Source organism: Paenirhizobium daejeonense, assembly GCF_014280875.1.
GTDB lineage: Bacteria > Pseudomonadota > Alphaproteobacteria > Rhizobiales > Rhizobiaceae > Allorhizobium > Allorhizobium daejeonense.
In genome coordinates this window covers 412,594-426,708 of sequence record NZ_JACLAL010000006.1, presented here as the reverse complement: position 1 = coordinate 426,708, position 14,115 = coordinate 412,594, and the positions used below count along the sequence as shown (strand labels likewise).

At 61.0% G+C, this 14,115-nt stretch carries 16 protein-coding genes; 6 read left to right on the top strand and 10 right to left on the bottom strand.

Going from position 1 to position 14,115, the window contains the following annotated elements; genetic code table 11:
- The first annotated feature begins 156 nt into the window (after window positions 1-156).
- Complete coding sequence (locus H4I99_RS17170) at window positions 157-516, top strand: response regulator (RefSeq protein ID WP_163901874.1); 360 nt, start codon at window positions 157-159, stop codon at window positions 514-516.
- A gap of 7 nt (window positions 517-523) precedes the next feature.
- On the opposite strand, the gene H4I99_RS17165 is transcribed toward H4I99_RS17170, so the two are convergent.
- Window positions 524-1,072 (bottom strand): gamma-glutamylcyclotransferase, encoded by a 549-nt coding sequence (locus H4I99_RS17165; RefSeq protein ID WP_186663351.1) that lies wholly within the window; start codon window positions 1,070-1,072, stop codon window positions 524-526.
- Window positions 1,073-1,124: 52 nt separating this feature from the next.
- Here H4I99_RS17165 and H4I99_RS17160 point away from each other — a divergent pair, with 52 nt between their 5' ends.
- On the top strand, window positions 1,125-2,138 hold the full coding sequence (locus H4I99_RS17160) for a DUF2125 domain-containing protein (protein WP_163901879.1): 1,014 nt from the start codon (window positions 1,125-1,127) through the stop codon (window positions 2,136-2,138).
- A 109-nt stretch (window positions 2,139-2,247) separates the two neighbouring features.
- On the opposite strand, the gene H4I99_RS17155 is transcribed toward H4I99_RS17160, so the two are convergent.
- The 3 genes from H4I99_RS17155 to H4I99_RS17145 all read right to left on the bottom strand — a co-directional run bounded on the left by H4I99_RS17155 (window position 2,248) and on the right by H4I99_RS17145 (window position 5,143).
- Window positions 2,248-3,177, bottom strand: coding sequence for a prephenate/arogenate dehydrogenase family protein (locus tag H4I99_RS17155; RefSeq protein WP_163901881.1), 930 nt, complete (start codon window positions 3,175-3,177; stop codon window positions 2,248-2,250).
- Window positions 3,177-4,280 carry a histidinol-phosphate transaminase gene (gene hisC / locus H4I99_RS17150; protein WP_163901883.1) on the bottom strand — a complete coding sequence of 368 codons (1,104 nt, stop codon included), beginning with the start codon at window positions 4,278-4,280 and terminating at the stop codon, window positions 3,177-3,179. Before hisC ends, H4I99_RS17155 begins: the two co-directional genes overlap by 1 nt.
- 113 nt (window positions 4,281-4,393) lie before the next feature.
- The gene (locus tag H4I99_RS17145; RefSeq protein ID WP_163901885.1) at window positions 4,394-5,143 is read right to left on the bottom strand and encodes a class I SAM-dependent methyltransferase; all 750 of its coding nucleotides are present in this window, start codon (window positions 5,141-5,143) and stop codon (window positions 4,394-4,396) included.
- A gap of 84 nt (window positions 5,144-5,227) precedes the next feature.
- Here H4I99_RS17145 and gloB point away from each other — a divergent pair, with 84 nt between their 5' ends.
- Both gloB and H4I99_RS17135 read left to right on the top strand, forming a co-directional pair.
- Window positions 5,228-5,998, top strand: coding sequence for a hydroxyacylglutathione hydrolase (gloB, locus tag H4I99_RS17140; RefSeq protein ID WP_163901887.1), 771 nt, complete (start codon window positions 5,228-5,230; stop codon window positions 5,996-5,998).
- Window positions 5,998-6,423: a cupin domain-containing protein gene (locus H4I99_RS17135; protein ID WP_163901889.1), complete on the top strand. Its 426-nt coding sequence runs from the start codon at window positions 5,998-6,000 to the stop codon at window positions 6,421-6,423. Before gloB ends, H4I99_RS17135 begins: the two co-directional genes overlap by 1 nt.
- Window positions 6,424-6,483: 60 nt before the next feature.
- Here H4I99_RS17135 and H4I99_RS17130 read toward each other — a convergent pair whose 3' ends face one another.
- Genes H4I99_RS17130 through H4I99_RS17120 form a run of 3 tightly spaced genes read right to left on the bottom strand, consistent with a single transcriptional unit; the run spans window position 6,484 to window position 8,833 of the window.
- On the bottom strand, window positions 6,484-7,110 hold the full coding sequence (locus H4I99_RS17130; protein ID WP_163901891.1) for a lysoplasmalogenase family protein: 627 nt from the start codon (window positions 7,108-7,110) through the stop codon (window positions 6,484-6,486).
- A gap of 30 nt (window positions 7,111-7,140) precedes the next feature.
- The gene (gene yddG, locus H4I99_RS17125) at window positions 7,141-8,028 is read right to left on the bottom strand and encodes an aromatic amino acid exporter YddG (RefSeq protein ID WP_163901893.1); all 888 of its coding nucleotides are present in this window, start codon (window positions 8,026-8,028) and stop codon (window positions 7,141-7,143) included.
- A 40-nt stretch (window positions 8,029-8,068) separates the two neighbouring features.
- Window positions 8,069-8,833: a DUF3108 domain-containing protein gene (locus H4I99_RS17120; RefSeq protein WP_163901895.1), complete on the bottom strand. Its 765-nt coding sequence runs from the start codon at window positions 8,831-8,833 to the stop codon at window positions 8,069-8,071.
- A 242-nt stretch (window positions 8,834-9,075) separates the two neighbouring features.
- Between H4I99_RS17120 and rpmB the strand changes: the two genes are divergently transcribed.
- Together rpmB and H4I99_RS17110 are read left to right on the top strand one after the other, a co-directional pair.
- The gene (gene rpmB / locus H4I99_RS17115; RefSeq protein ID WP_099059485.1) at window positions 9,076-9,366 is read left to right on the top strand and encodes a 50S ribosomal protein L28; all 291 of its coding nucleotides are present in this window, start codon (window positions 9,076-9,078) and stop codon (window positions 9,364-9,366) included.
- 103 nt (window positions 9,367-9,469) lie between these two features.
- Complete coding sequence (locus H4I99_RS17110; RefSeq protein ID WP_163901897.1) at window positions 9,470-10,105, top strand: queuosine precursor transporter; 636 nt, start codon at window positions 9,470-9,472, stop codon at window positions 10,103-10,105.
- Window positions 10,106-10,138: 33 nt separating this feature from the next.
- On the opposite strand, the gene H4I99_RS17105 is transcribed toward H4I99_RS17110, so the two are convergent.
- From H4I99_RS17105 to cobS, 3 genes are read right to left on the bottom strand one after another with little or no spacing between them, the layout of a single operon-like run.
- Window positions 10,139-11,161 (bottom strand): esterase-like activity of phytase family protein, encoded by a 1,023-nt coding sequence (locus H4I99_RS17105; RefSeq protein WP_246225636.1) that lies wholly within the window; start codon window positions 11,159-11,161, stop codon window positions 10,139-10,141.
- A gap of 4 nt (window positions 11,162-11,165) precedes the next feature.
- Window positions 11,166-13,070, bottom strand: coding sequence for a cobaltochelatase subunit CobT (gene cobT / locus H4I99_RS17100; RefSeq protein ID WP_099059487.1), 1,905 nt, complete (start codon window positions 13,068-13,070; stop codon window positions 11,166-11,168).
- A 13-nt stretch (window positions 13,071-13,083) separates the two neighbouring features.
- On the bottom strand, window positions 13,084-14,076 hold the full coding sequence (gene cobS, locus H4I99_RS17095) for a cobaltochelatase subunit CobS (RefSeq protein ID WP_163901901.1): 993 nt from the start codon (window positions 14,074-14,076) through the stop codon (window positions 13,084-13,086).
- Between the last annotated feature and the right edge of the window lie 39 nt (window positions 14,077-14,115).

Sequence of the window (14,115 nt, the reverse complement as noted above, 5' to 3'; positions counted from 1 at the left end):
CGAAGCACCGGCATGAGGCGAACTCTTGCCAGCTAAAGAAGAGCACTTGTTAACCATGGGCGAGAGCGCAGCCCCTGGTGTTTACCGATCGAAAAGGAAAGCATGGTGATTTGCCTCCCGGGGGCACACAGACAAGACGGGAGCGCAAGTTCGTTCATGGCTAGAATTCTGATTACCGAAGATGAAGATTCGCTGCGGTCCTTCGTGGCCCGTGCGCTGCGTCTCGACGGCCACGAAACCTATGAAGCTGCCGATGGCGCCGAAGGCCTGGAGCGGCTCTCGGAAAGCTCCTTCGACCTGCTGCTTTCGGATATCCGCATGCCCGTCATGGACGGCATCGAACTGGCGCACCGCGCCGCTTCTTCATTCCCCGACATGAAGATCCTGCTGATGACTGGCTATGCCGAGCAGCGCGAACGCGCCGACGACCTCGCAGCAAAGATCGTCGACGTCGTCGCCAAGCCCTTCGCGCTGCCGGATATCCGCGAGGCAGTCGCCCGCGCCCTGGCAAGCTGACACAAGTTTAAAGCGCCTCTTCGACCCCGAGTCCTTCAAGCTTTGCGATTTCCGCGACGACCGACTCGAGCCAGTGGTCGCGGATACCCATTTCCCGGAGATGGGCCACGGTATTGGCAACATAAACGGGGTTGGGGCCGGACTGCCCGACTGCTGCATTGACGATCCGCGCTGCCTCACTGACCGTTACCGCGCCGCCATACTGGGCATGCGCACGGTCGACGACATAGGTCACCGCCTTCACGATCCGCCCATCGTCCAGCTTCAACCGCAGAAACCGCTCGAGATAAACGTGGGTGACAAGCTCGCGTTGCCGGAGATAGCCGAGCGTCTCTTCCTGATCGGAATGCGGGACCTTGAAGGCAACGCCCCTGCAAGAACCGCCACGGTCGAGACCAAGCACGAGTCCGGGGCGCTCTTCCGTTCCACGATGCACCCATGACCTGACGCAAAGCGAGCGGCGATACCCCATCAGCCGCGCCTGAATCCGTTCTTCAAAGGGAAAGCCCGGATTCCACATCAACGATCCGTAGCCAAACACCCAAAATTCGTCCATATCGCAAGTCATTCCCGTTTGCCGAACAACCATTCTACGATCGGAGCGCCGGATGGCAACGAACAAGCCCGAGACAAGTGCCGTCAGTCGCAAGATTATGCGCCTGGGCATTCTCATCATAGTCGGCATCGCCGCCTATACAGGTGCGTGGTTCTATGCAGCCAATTCGCTCCAGAAAAGCCTTCTTGCCTTCTTTGGCGGCGAAAATCCGGCGGAGGTGGATATCAGTTGCGATGACACCACCGTCCGCGGCTTTCCGTTCCGCATTGGCCTGTTCTGCTCCAAGGTCGGGCTCGACGACCGTTTTCACGGACTTTCCGCCTCGTTCGGCGCGCTGCGTTCTGCCGCACAGATCTATGCGCCCGGCCATGTGGTCTGGGAACTCGACAGCCCCGGCGAAGTGCGCTCGGCCCTCGGCTTTTCCGCTGCGCTGCAGTGGCAGGCGCTTCGATCCAGCGTCAACTCCGGCCTTTCCGGCGTAGACCGAACCTCGCTGGAGGCAACGGGTTCCAAGGCGACCGTGACCGTAATGACTACGGGCCAGACCTTTGATGCCGCCTCGGACCATCTGGAGGCCCATGCCCGCCGCAATGGCGATGATCTTGATGTCGCCCTGATGATCCGCAACGGCACATTCCAGCTGCCGGGTGGAACGCCCGTCATCCCTCCGTCCTCGACGACCGTGGACATGACGCTTGCCGGCAAGGCGAAATATCTCGACATGCAGGGAGACCGCGGCGAAGGCCTTTACGGCAGCAGTGGTGAAATCCGCCGCATCGCCATCGACCTCGGCGAAGGGCGGATCCTCTCCGCCAACGGCCCGTTCTCCATCGGCACCGACGGTCTGATTTCCGGCGAGTTACGCCTCGACCTCGAGGGCATCGACGCGTGGCGAAAAACCCTCGCCGAGGCATTCCCCGATGACGCCGACACCATCAAGAGCGGTGCAAAGATCCTCAAGGCACTCTTCTCCGGCCGGCAGAACGGCGGCGTCGATCTGAAAATCCAAAACGGCGTCGTCATCCTCGGCGGCTTCATCCCGATCGGCGTACTGCCGCCGATCTGAAGCAATTCCAGCAAAAGTGGGAATCGGTTTTGCGTCCGGAATTACGGGGAACAAAGGGATAGAACACGTCGCAATCTCTCAGATTCGCCCGCCGGCAAGCTCCTGAGGATCAGGCCTTCTTGTCGAGGGCGTGGCGACCGAAATCGGGTACATCGACGTCCTGACCGGCCTCGATGATCGAGCGGCGAACCGCGCGCGTGCGGGTGAAGAGTTCGAACAGCTTGTCGCCCTCGCCCCAGCGAATCGCCCGCTGCAGATAGGCGAGATCCTCCGAAAAGCGCGAGAGCATTTCGAGGATCGCATCCTTGTTGTGCAGGCACACGTCCCGCCACATGGTCGGATCCGAAGCGGCAAGACGGGTGAAGTCACGGAAACCCGAAGCCGAGTACTTGATGACTTCCGATTCCGTCACCGTCTCAAGATCGTCGGCGGTGCCGACGATGTTGTAGGCGATGATGTGCGGCAAGTGAGAAACGATCGCCAGCACCTTGTCGTGGTGCTGCGGATCCATCTCGTCCACCCGGGAACCGAGCGCCTCCCAGAAAATCTTGAGCCGCGACAGCGCCTCGGCATCCGTGTCCGGCAGGGGCGTGAAGATGCACCAGCGACCTCTGAAAAGACCGATAAAACCGGCATCCGGGCCGGATTTCTCCGTCCCAGCCAGCGGGTGGCCCGGGATGAAATGCACGTTCTCAGGCATATGCGGCGCCATCTGCGCGATGACGGAAGCCTTGGTGGAGCCAACATCAGTGACGATGGCGCCCGGTTTCAGGTGCGGCGCAATCTGTTTCGCCACCGCCTCGGAAGCGCCGACAGGCACAGAAACGATAACCAGGTCGGCGCCTTCGACAGCTTCCGCCGCCGACAAGGTGTAGGATGTTCCAAGCCCAAGTTCTCCGGCGCGCTTCAGCGTATCGGCGCTACGCGTCGAGATAACCACCTCGCGGGCCAGCCCGAGCTCCTTGACATCACGGGCAATCGACGAGCCGATAAGGCCGATGCCGATGAGCGCGATACGGTCAAACATGGCTTCCGGCATCAGGCGCGACCCATGAATTCAGTGAGCGCTTCGATAACGCCGATATTGGCTTCTGCACTGCCGATCGTCATGCGCAGAGAATTGGCAAAGCCGTAACCGCGCACCGCCCGCAAGATGTAACCCCGGCTGGTGAGGAACGCATCGGCTTCCTCAGCGCGCTTGCCATCGACATCCGGGAAATGCATGAGCACGAAGTTGGCGACGGAAGGCGTTACCCTGAGACCGAGCCCGGTCAGCGCCTCGGTAACCTTTTCGATCCAGACGAGGTTGTGCTCGACAGCCTTGCCGACGAATTCCTGGTCGCGGATCGCGGCAGCCCCCGCAGCGATTGCCGGAGCGTTGAGGTTGAACGGACCGCGCACGCGATTGAGCGCATCGAGGATCTCGGTGGGCCCATAGGCCCAGCCGACACGCAACGCGGCAAGCCCGTAAACCTTGGAGAAGGTGCGCGTCATGACGACGTTGCGATTGCCCGACACCAGTTCGACGCCGGCTTCGTAGTCGTTGCGACGGACATATTCGGCATAGGCGGCATCAAGCACGAGAATGACATTGCCCGGCAGTCCGGCATGCAGCCGGCGGATTTCGCTTGCCGGCACGTAGGTGCCCGTCGGGTTGCCCGGATTGGCAAGGAAGATGATCTTCGTCCTCTCGGTAACGGCGGAGAGGATTGCGTCGACATCGACGGTGCAATCCTTTTCCTTCACCACGACCGGGGTGGCGCCCGCAGCCTTGATCTGGATCTTGTAGACCAGAAAGCCATGCTCGGTGATAATGCCCTCGTCGCCTGCACCGAGATAGACATGGCAAAGCAGACCGAGAAGTTCATCAGAGCCGTTGCCGCACAGGATATTGTGCACATTGAGGCCATGGACGTCGGCAATCGCTTCGCGAAGCGCCAGCGCCTGCCCGTCAGGATACATTTCCAGATGCCCGGCGCTCTGCTGGAAGGCACCGATCGCCTTGGGACTGGGGCCCAGCGGCGACTCGTTGGAGGACAACTTGAAGACCCGGGCAACACCCGGGGCATGCTCCTTGCCCGGCACATAGGCGGCAATGTCGAGAATACCCGGACGCGGAGTAGGCTTCACTTCCATGTTCATCAAACTGGCTTTCTATCTCGAAAAATCCCGGCAATAGCCCGGCCCTGCTGGCGCAAGCCAATAAAGCGGAACGCCGGATTTGTCGAGACTTCACGCGGGAAACGAAGCAGGCTTCAGCGCTTGGCCGCCTGCCGGGTGGTGGGGATGCCTTGGGGAGCGATGACCGGCACGAAAACGCGGCGGGAAGCTCGCGCCGCAACCGGCAGCCCCTGATAGAGCCGCTTCTGCGCCTCGACGACGATAACGCCGGAAAAGGCAGGCCACAGCATCCGTCCGAGCCGTTCGAACCCGCCCCTGAGCCGCAGCACTGCCCGGATCTTCGACGGCGGAAAGAACAGGGCCTCGGTACTGGCACCCGGCGTGAAATTGGTTTCCCTCAGGAGGGTGGTCAGTTGTCCGCGCGAATAGGGCCGCCCCGAACCGAACGGGGTGTGCTCCATTCGCGCCCAGACGCCACGCCGGTTCGGCACCACGATCACCAGCCGGCCACCCGGCGCCAGAATGCGCCAGATTTCCTTCAGCGTCTCGCGGGGATTTTCCGTAAATTCCAGCGAATGCACCATGAGAACCCGGTCAATCGAGGCATCCGGCAGGGGCAATTCCTCCTCGAACACCAGCGCAGTCGCCGAAGGCTCACCGACAGGCCAGTTCACCGCCCCCTGGCCAGCAGGCATGAAGGCAAAGGTTCTCTCGGTGTCGGCGCGGAAACGGTCGAGAAATGGAACAGCATATCCAAGACCGACCAGCCGTTCCTCCGGCATCCGCACCCAGAGCGAGGCAAGCGCCATGGCAATGGAATGTTCCGCCACGCGCCCCAGCATGGAATGATAAAACTGACGGAGATCGACGATATCGACATGCATCGCTCATTGATAGCAGGCGGTGATTGGACTTCAAGGCCGAACACGCTACATTCCGGCGAACCACCTGGAAGGGACTGCGGCCTGATGAAACCCCTCGAAATCGAAGTCTTTCTCTGCCGAAGCGACAATTTCGGCGTTCTCATCCATTGTGAGGAATCCGGTGTCACCGCCTCGGTCGACGCGCCGGAACTCGAGCCGATCCTGGCCGCGGCGAAACGGCGCGACTGGTCGATCACCCACATCCTCACCACCCATCATCATGGCGATCACGTCGAGGCGAATCTGGCCCTGAAAGAGCATTTCGGGTGCGAAATCATCGGCCCCCGAAACGAAGCGGTTGCGATTCCGGGACTGGACCGGGCCGTCGGCGATGGCGACAGCTTCAATTTCGGCACGAGACCGGTCCGCGTGATCGAAACGCCCGGTCACACCGCCGGGCACGTCTGTTATCATTTGCCGGACAGCAAGATCCTGTTTGCCGCCGATACGCTGTTTGCGCTCGGTTGCGGACGTCTCTTCGAGCGGCCCGCATTCGACATGTGGCATTCGCTGCAGAAACTCGCCGCCCTGCCGGACGAGACTGCCGTCTATTTCGGCCATGAATATACGCTCTCCAACGCCCGCTTCGCCCTGACTATCGACCCGGACAATGCGCGACTGGTGAGCCGCGCAGCGGAAATCGAGGAGAAGCGCCAGAGAGGTGAATTCACCATTCCGACGACAATCGGACTAGAGAAGGAGACCAACCCCTTCCTCCGGGCGGCCGATCCCGCGATCCGCCGCAACCTGCTGATGGAGGGGAACACGAATGAGGAGGTCTTCGCCGAGATCCGCAAGCGCAAGGATCATTTCTGATGCAGGCGGAAGACATCATCAGGACGCTCGGCATGCAGCGGCATCCGGAAGGCGGCTGGTTCGTGGAGACATACCGCGATCAGGCAGGAGCGCCGCGCGGCCACTCGACCGCCATTTACTATCTGCTTGAGGCCGGCGAACAATCCCATTGGCACCGGGTCAGGGATGCAGTCGAGGTCTGGCACTATTACGCCGGAGCACCGCTGGCGCTCCGCTCCTCCCCGGATGGCGATGCGGTCGAAACCATCGTGCTCGGGCCAGACCTCGCCAAGGGTGAAAGGCCACAGGCCATTATTCCTGCCGGAGGCTGGCAAGCCGCCGAAAGCCTCGGCGCTTTCACCCTTGTCGGCTGCACCGTGGCACCCGGCTTCGAATACTCGTCCTTCGAGATGGCTTCGCCGGACTGGAAGCCTGCAGGCGCCTGATTGGCTGAAGCATTTCCAGCAAAAGTGTGCCGCGGTTTTGCGTCCGGAAATGCGTAAAATCTAAAGGCTCACGAGCGAAAGCGTGAGGATGCACTGGGCGAAGAAATAGAAAGCCCAGACTGCATAGCTTGAGATCTTCTTATGCCCTTCATCCTTCAACAGGAAACTTTCGAGCGCGATCAATGCATCCGAAATAAGGAAGGCTACCGCACCGATGAACACGAGTGGCGACGGCATCGTCAGCGACATCAGCCCCATCACCAGCATGGCGGCGATATAGGAGGCGATCGCAGGTGCCAACGGCCCAGTCGGGTTCCAGAGTATGCGCAGCAGGAAAACGCCGAAAACGACGAGCGCGACTGCAGCCAGCCAGCGCCACGGCGCGACCGTCAGAATGTCGAGATCGCCGTTCAGATAAAAGATCGCGGCATAGATCAGCAGCACGGCCAGGAAGACCTGAAGACCGAGTTTGAAGGCAAGCTCGCCGCTGCGGGAGATCAGCGCGTCACCGACAGCGCTCAGGCCCAGCGCCACGACAACCAGCCACCACGCGCCGGAAAGAGCGGCGAAAACGCAAAGAAGAATGATCGGCAATGTCTTCGCCACCGTCCGGAAATGACTTTCCGGGCGCGGCAATATCGCGAAATAGGCAAGGCCCAGCAGCACGGCGAGATAGAATATCGTCATGCCGCTACTTTGGCATGCGCCGCGAAACCGTCAAGCCTCCACTTTTTCCGTAGATTGCCGGCGGCGGATCATGTCCCGAGCAGCCAGCATCGCCCCGCCCGTGATCAGCAGGCAGGCAAGGCCGATCCTGAGGCTTGGCTCGGCAAAACCGAAGAGCGTGAGGATCAGGGTCGAGAGCAGCGGCGCAGCGTAGGACGAGGCTCCAAGGATCTGGATATCGCCGTTCTTCACACCGTAATCCCAGGCGTAGAAGGCAAGGCCAACGGGAAAGATACCAAGCCCGACAACGGCAGCCCACTGAGAAACCGATTCCGGCCAGACAGTCGTCTCCAGCCCAAGATGGCAGGCGAGCGAAAGGATCGAGGTCGCGAGGCAGAAGCCCGTGACGACATCGGTCGAGGCCGCCTCGAAACGCCGCGTGATCAGCGAATAGGCCGACCATGTGAAGGCACAAAGGAAGGCAGCGAAGTATCCGAAACCATAGGCGGGATCGAAGGAAATGCCGTTCTTGGCAACGATCAGCACCGTGCCGGAAAGCCCCGCCAGCGCCCCGAGGACGTGATACCAGCGCAGCTTCTCCCCCGGCAACAGCGCTGAGCCGACGACGATCAGCAGAGGCCAGAGATAAGCGATCAGTCCCGCCTCGACGGCCGGCGCGTTCCTGAGAGCCGTGAAATAGAGGAAATGGTAGCCGAACAGCCCGATGACACCGGTGAGCCAGACCTTGGCGGGCTGTCGAAGCTCTCCGATACGCTCAGGTCGAAGAATGAAGGTTATGATGCCCGGCAGACTGCCGATTGCAAAGGTGATCGCCGAAAGCTGGAAGGGCGGCATCTTGCCGGAGGCGGCAGTCAGCAACGCCAGAAAGGACCACATGAGAATGGCCGTGAACCCGATGAGCGTCGCCCTTATCTTCACCCTCTATCCCCCATTGCGGGACAAAGGTCTTCCCGCGTTCTCAACCGTCGAATTTTACGGCGGTTACATATAGTGTTCCCATGCGCGTCGGCACGCGCGCATAGACCGGAGCATATACCTTCAGCTGTGCAGTCTTGGCAAACCAGATCTCCATGCCGGTTGCGCTCCGCATATATTCGATATCCTTGCGCCCCTTTCGAAAGCCCGACTTCGGAATATAACGGACACTGCAGACGACGGCTTCGCCTTCCACATCGCCGGCGGTGAAGCTGCGTGTCCCCTTGGGCGTCATGACGATATCCATACGGCTCTCGCCGTCATAGATCGGCAGCGTCCGGGGGCAGACGGCCTCGCCATCGGGAACGATCAGCCCGGAGATCGGGTCGAACACGGATTTCAGATCGGCATCGGTCACAGGGATCCAGCTCGCCGACCGCGGCTTCGGCGGCGGGTCGACGGTGGTCTTCGTCACATTGCCGTTATCGTAGCTGACATCATATATGCTGGTCTTCTTGCCGGCCTGATAGACCAGGCGATAATGCTGCGCCCGCATGCTCTGACCGCTCAGCTGACCAGAGACGGTGCTTTCACCTGATATTCTGGAAATGATATCGACGAGACCATAGGAGCGGAAATTGGCCGAAATCCTGTAATTCTGATCGTTGACCTCAGTCAGGAACGAGGCCTTGGCAATCGGCAGCGCACCCAGAGAAACGCTGTAATCCGTGCGATAGCGAATGTCCGCCCCGGCAGCGGATGTGGCGAACGACACCGCAAGAGCAAATGCGAGGCTGGCGAAACGCAAGATTGGGACCCTCAAATTCGAAAATGTCTGTTCCGGAAACTGTTTCGATCTTCATCCTCCAACCGGACTGTGGCAAGAACATAGCGGAAGTGGCCTGCCGATGAAGGAAAATCCAAGCTTTGGCTTGACGCGGCCCGCCAGTCTGACTATAGAACCGCAACTTTCCAATCAAGCGCCGTTGGATTGCTTGACCGGCTGTTGTCCGGAAGCGATGTAATGGCAAAGAAGAAAATAGGTGTACCATGTCCCGCAGTTGCGAATTGACCGGCAAGGGCGTCCAGTCGGGCAACAATGTGAGCCACGCGAACAACAAGACCAAGCGCAAGTTCCTGCCGAACCTGTGCGACGTCACGCTGATCTCGGATGCACTTGGCCAGCGTTTCCGCCTGCGCGTTTCCGCTGCCGCCCTGCGCTCCGTTGAACATCGCGGTGGCCTCGATGCCTTCCTCCTGAAGGCCAGCGAAAACGAACTTTCGATGCGCGCTCGCCTTCTGCGTCGCCAGATCGCAAAGAAGACGGCAGAAGCTGCATAAGCTTCTGCGCTACATCGCTATAAAGGTATGAAGGCTTGACCGGATCTTCGGCAGGCCTTTTTCCTTTGTCCCTCCAACTGGTGGCATCACCCAGGATAAAAAAATGCAGATGACACGTTCTATTTTCGTATATTCCCTGCTGATGACGGCCGTCGTGGTCGCGTCGAACATTCTCGTCCAGTACCCGCTCTCGGGCGAGCTTGCAGGCATCAATCTCGGCGATCTCCTGACCTATGGTGCCTTCACCTATCCGGTCGCCTTCCTGATCACCGACCTCACCAACCGCCAGTTCGGCCCCTCGACCGCCCGCAAGGTGGTATTTATGGGCTTCGTGGTGGGCGTTGTGCTCTCCTTCGTTACCTCCCAGCCTCGCATCGCGATCGCATCCGGCTCCGCCTATCTGGCCGGCCAGCTGCTCGACATCTCGGTCTTCAATCGCCTGCGCCGGCTCGACTGGTGGAAGGCGCCGCTGATGGGCTCGCTCATCGGATCGGCCCTTGATACAGCGATCTTCTTCTCGCTGTCCTTTGCCCCCATCTTCGCAATGATCGGCCCCAATGACGATTTCGCCATTGCATGGGCTCCGGTCCTTGGCGTCTTCTCCACCGATGCTCCGCGCTGGATTTCATGGGCTCTGGGCGATCTCACCGTCAAAATACTGGTCGGCCTCGTCATGCTCCTTCCCTATGGGGCACTGATGAGCGTTCTGAAGCCGACGGTTTCCGCCCGCTCGGCCTGATCTTTCAGCCGCTGAAAGACGAAGACCGGCTCGTCAATCCACGAGCCGGAATTCCAGCATCACGGTCCGCTGCAGGATCGAATGATTATCGTCCGAAACGAGGATGACATGCGTAAATCCATCCGCGGCGACGAAAGTGTCCAGACCTTCCATGTTGTCGATCTGTGAGGAGCCGTCCGCCTCAAGGATGACATCTCCCTCGACCATAGCGCCGGGCTTTAGGCTTGCGCCGTCGATCCGGCGTAGCCGCATCGCAACGCCGGTGGCGATCGTGAACCGGCGCTCCAGCAACAGCAGGTCGCCATCGGGCAGAAAATCCCCGTCAGTAACGTCGAAGCCGTCATAAGGCACGACCCGGAAGCCACCCTTCAGAGGACCGTCGAGAATACCGGCAAAGAGATTACCGTCGCTATCGACACTCTTTTCGGCGATGGCCACAAGGCCGCCCTTCAAGGGACCGTCCAGCGGCGCTGCGACCAGCGTCTCGATACCGCCATTGCTGCGCAACCTGCCGACAGGAAACGGCAACGGCAGGGCCAGCCGGAAGGGCCGTGAGGTCTCGATGGCCGAAAGCGGGGAATAACCAGTGACACGATGTATCTGCTCGAAGCCGACAAAGGCTTCGTCTCCGCGCAAGGCGAGGCTTTCCGCATCGACGGTGCGCTTCGGCGCCGAGCTACGGCCGGCGGCATCCAGCATCGGCGCAATGGTCACGTCATCGAGACCGGCAAGGTGGCCATCGGCTCCCCTGCTGATCGAACCCGTCAGCCAGTGACCGGTATCAAGAACGCCGATGAATTTCTTGCCGCCATCGGTCAGCCTGATCGACGACCACGCTCCGAAAAGCCGTTCGGAAGAGGAAAGCTCAAGCCCGCCGAGAAACTCCAGCGAGCCGAAACGCGTATCGGTCGAGCCGGGGCGGAAGGTGGCGATCGACGTCGCCTTGATCGGGGCCGCCACGATCTCGCTCGCAGCGCCGACATCGCCCCAACCGACGGAAATACCGATCAGCGCGGCCGCGAGAAGGCGGCCAGACCGAACTCTTCCGGCCCGCACGCCTTCAGCCGGCACGACGCATGCGACTGCCGCGCTTGCCGCCGCCTTCGCTCTGATCCTCGAAAAGCGCTGCAAGCTGTTCGGTCATCGCGCCCGCCAGTTCGTCAGCATCGACGATGGTGACGGCCTTGCGATAGTAGCGTGTCACGTCGTGACCGATACCGATGGCGAGAAGCTCGATCGACGAACGCGTCTCGATCTGCTCGATCACGGCGCGTAGGTGCCGCTCCAGATAATTGCCCGGATTGACCGACAGCGTCGAGTCATCGACCGGCGCACCGTCAGAAATCATCATCAGGATCTTGCGCTGCTCCTGCCGGGCCGCCAGTCGGCTGTGAGCCCACATCAGGGCTTCGCCGTCGATGTTCTCCTTGAGAAGGCCTTCGCGCATCATCAGGCCGAGATTGCGGCGCGCGCGGCGCCAGGGCGCATCGGCCGACTTGTAGACGATGTGGCGCAGGTCGTTGAGACGGCCGGGTGTCGGCGGCTTGCCGCTCGCCAGCCACTTCTCCCTCGACTGACCGCCCTTCCAGGCCTTGGTCGTGAAGCCCAAAATCTCGACCTTGACGCCGCAGCGCTCGAGCGTGCGGGCAAGAATGTCGGCGCAGGTGGCTGCAACAGTGATCGGCCGGCCGCGCATCGAACCGGAATTGTCGATAACCAGCGTCACCACGGTATCGCGGAACTTGGTATCGCGCTCCCGCTTGAAGGACAGCGGCTGCATCGGGTCGATCACCAGGCGAGTGAGCCGGGCGCTGTCGAGGTAGCCTTCTTCCAGATCGAAGTCCCAGGAACGGTTCTGCTGCGCCATCAGGCGGCGCTGAAGCCGGTTTGCCAGCCGGCCGACGGCACCCTGCAGATGCGCAAGCTGCTTGTCGAGGAAGGCCCTGAGGCGGTCGAGTTCGGCCTCGTCGCAAAGCTCTTCCGCGGTGATGACCTCGTCGAACTCCTGAGTGTAGATCCGGTAGTCGACCTTCTCATTGAAATCGTCGAAGGGACTTGCAGGACGCCGCATTTCGCCGGGTGTTTCGGAATCGTCGTCGCCTTCATCCGACATGTCGTCGTCGGAGATTTCGGCGCCGTCCATCTCGCCGTCTTCCATCTGCTCCTGCGAGGCTTCGCTTTCCTCGGCGGGAGCGGATTCCGAACCGGCTTCCTCTTCGGCGTTTTCCTGCTCTTCCTCGTTGCTGCGCGGCTGATCCTCGTCCGTGGACTGGTCGTCCTCGCCCTCCTCCTGATCCTCGCCGACATCCTCAGCCATCTCCATGGCCGAGAGCATGTGACGGATGACCTTGGCAAAGGCCTGCTGGTCGTTGATCGTTCCGTTCAGCTGATCGAGGCTGGAACCCGCCTTCTCCATGATGAAAGGGCGCCAGAGATCGAGAACCTTGCCGGCGCTGGCAGGCGGTTTTTCTCCCGTCAGTTTCTCGCGCACCAGCATGGCAACGGCCTCCTGGATCGGAGCGTCCTCCTGACGGCTGATGCCGGAGAAATTCGCCTTGGCGTATTTCTCCGCATGCATGGCGCTCATGTTGGCGGCCATACCGCTCATTCTGAGCGCACCAATGGATTCCACGCGCGCCTGTTCAACGGCGTCGAAGACGGCACGGGCATCCGTGCCCTGCGGCGCCATGACGGCGTGGACCTTCTGGTCGTGGCAGGCGATGCGAAGCGCCATGGAATCGCCGAGACCTCGGGTCACGGCGAGCTCATGGGCCGTCGGTCGCTTGGAGAGTTCCGGCAAGCGCACGCGCTCGCCAGCGAGGCCGGGTCGCTCGTTGGCGAATACCACCTCGACTTCCGCGCTGCCGGCAACCGACCGCACGCAGCCGGTTATCGCCCGCCGCATTGGCTCGGTATCAACGCCCACGCCGGGCTTCGCATTCACATTGTCGCCGCGACCTGCCATTCCGATCGCCTTCTTACGCGCCTACAACGATGTTGGCGGCGCTCTCCTTGAGTTCGACACCGAAGGCGCGCTGGTACTGTTCGGCCACCAGCGTACGCTCGAGCTCGTCACACTTGTTGAGGAAGGTCACGCGGAAGGCGAAGGCCACATCACCGAAGATCACGGCGTTTTCCGCCCAGGTGATGACGGTGCGCGGGCTCATGACGGTCGAAAGATCGCCGTTCATGAAGGCAGCGCGCGTGAGATCAGCGAGCCGAACCATGCGCGAAACCGTGTCGCGGCCAGTGTCGTTGCCTGCAAAAGCCTTCACCTTGGCGAGAACGATATCGACTTCCTTGTCGTGCGGCAGGTAGTTCAGCGTGGTGACGATCGACCAGCGGTCCATCTGCGCCTGGTTGATCTGCTGCGTGCCGTGGTAGAGACCGGTGGTATCGCCGAGACCGACCGTGTTGGCGGTCGCAAACAGGCGGAAAGCGGGATGAGGACGGATGACGCGGCTCTGGTCGAGCAGGGTCAGGCGCCCGGAGGATTCCAGCACGCGCTGGATGACGAACATGACGTCCGGACGGCCGGCATCGTATTCGTCAAACACGAGCGCGACATTGTGCTGGTATGCCCAGGGCAGAATGCCGTCCTTGAACTCGGTGATCTGCTTGCCTTCCTTGAGGACGATGGCGTCCTTGCCGACGAGATCAATACGGCTGACATGGCTGTCGAGGTTGACGCGCACGCACGGCCAGTTCAGTCGGGCGGCAACCTGCTCAATGTGGGTCGACTTGCCGGTACCGTGGAAACCGGACACCATGACGCGGCGGTTATGGGCAAAGCCTGCAAGAATCGCGAGCGTCGTCTCGCGGTCAAAAAGGTAGTCGGGGTCAAGATCCGGCACATAAGCATCTCCCTTGCTATACGCCGGAACGCGCAGGTCGGTGTCGATACCGAAGACTTCGCGAACCGACACAGTCGTGTCAGGGAGGTTGGAAATATCAAGTTCAATCTTGCTCATCGTGTCTCCATGCCGGACGCCCCGGACCCGGCGCATAAA

What these genes read in the sequence shown, in the direction of transcription:
- hisC (WP_163901883.1), bottom strand. Translation starts at nt 4,280, where the DNA reads ATGAACATGGAAGTGAAGCCTACTCCGCGTCCGGGTATTCTCGACATT.
- H4I99_RS17110 (WP_163901897.1), top strand. Translation starts at nt 9,470, where the DNA reads ATGCAGATGACACGTTCTATTTTCGTATATTCCCTGCTGATGACGGCC.
- gloB (WP_163901887.1), top strand. Translation starts at nt 5,228, where the DNA reads ATGAAACCCCTCGAAATCGAAGTCTTTCTCTGCCGAAGCGACAATTTC.
- H4I99_RS17155 (WP_163901881.1), bottom strand. Translation starts at nt 3,177, where the DNA reads ATGCCGGAAGCCATGTTTGACCGTATCGCGCTCATCGGCATCGGCCTT.
- cobS (WP_163901901.1), bottom strand. Translation starts at nt 14,076, where the DNA reads ATGAGCAAGATTGAACTTGATATTTCCAACCTCCCTGACACGACTGTG.
- H4I99_RS17165 (WP_186663351.1), bottom strand. Translation starts at nt 1,072, where the DNA reads ATGGACGAATTTTGGGTGTTTGGCTACGGATCGTTGATGTGGAATCCG.
- cobT (WP_099059487.1), bottom strand. Translation starts at nt 13,070, where the DNA reads ATGGCAGGTCGCGGCGACAATGTGAATGCGAAGCCCGGCGTGGGCGTT.
- rpmB (WP_099059485.1), top strand. Translation starts at nt 9,076, where the DNA reads ATGTCCCGCAGTTGCGAATTGACCGGCAAGGGCGTCCAGTCGGGCAAC.
- H4I99_RS17145 (WP_163901885.1), bottom strand. Translation starts at nt 5,143, where the DNA reads ATGCATGTCGATATCGTCGATCTCCGTCAGTTTTATCATTCCATGCTG.
- H4I99_RS17130 (WP_163901891.1), bottom strand. Translation starts at nt 7,110, where the DNA reads ATGACGATATTCTATCTCGCCGTGCTGCTGGGCCTTGCCTATTTCGCG.
- H4I99_RS17170 (WP_163901874.1), top strand. Translation starts at nt 157, where the DNA reads ATGGCTAGAATTCTGATTACCGAAGATGAAGATTCGCTGCGGTCCTTC.
- H4I99_RS17135 (WP_163901889.1), top strand. Translation starts at nt 5,998, where the DNA reads ATGCAGGCGGAAGACATCATCAGGACGCTCGGCATGCAGCGGCATCCG.
- H4I99_RS17160 (WP_163901879.1), top strand. Translation starts at nt 1,125, where the DNA reads ATGGCAACGAACAAGCCCGAGACAAGTGCCGTCAGTCGCAAGATTATG.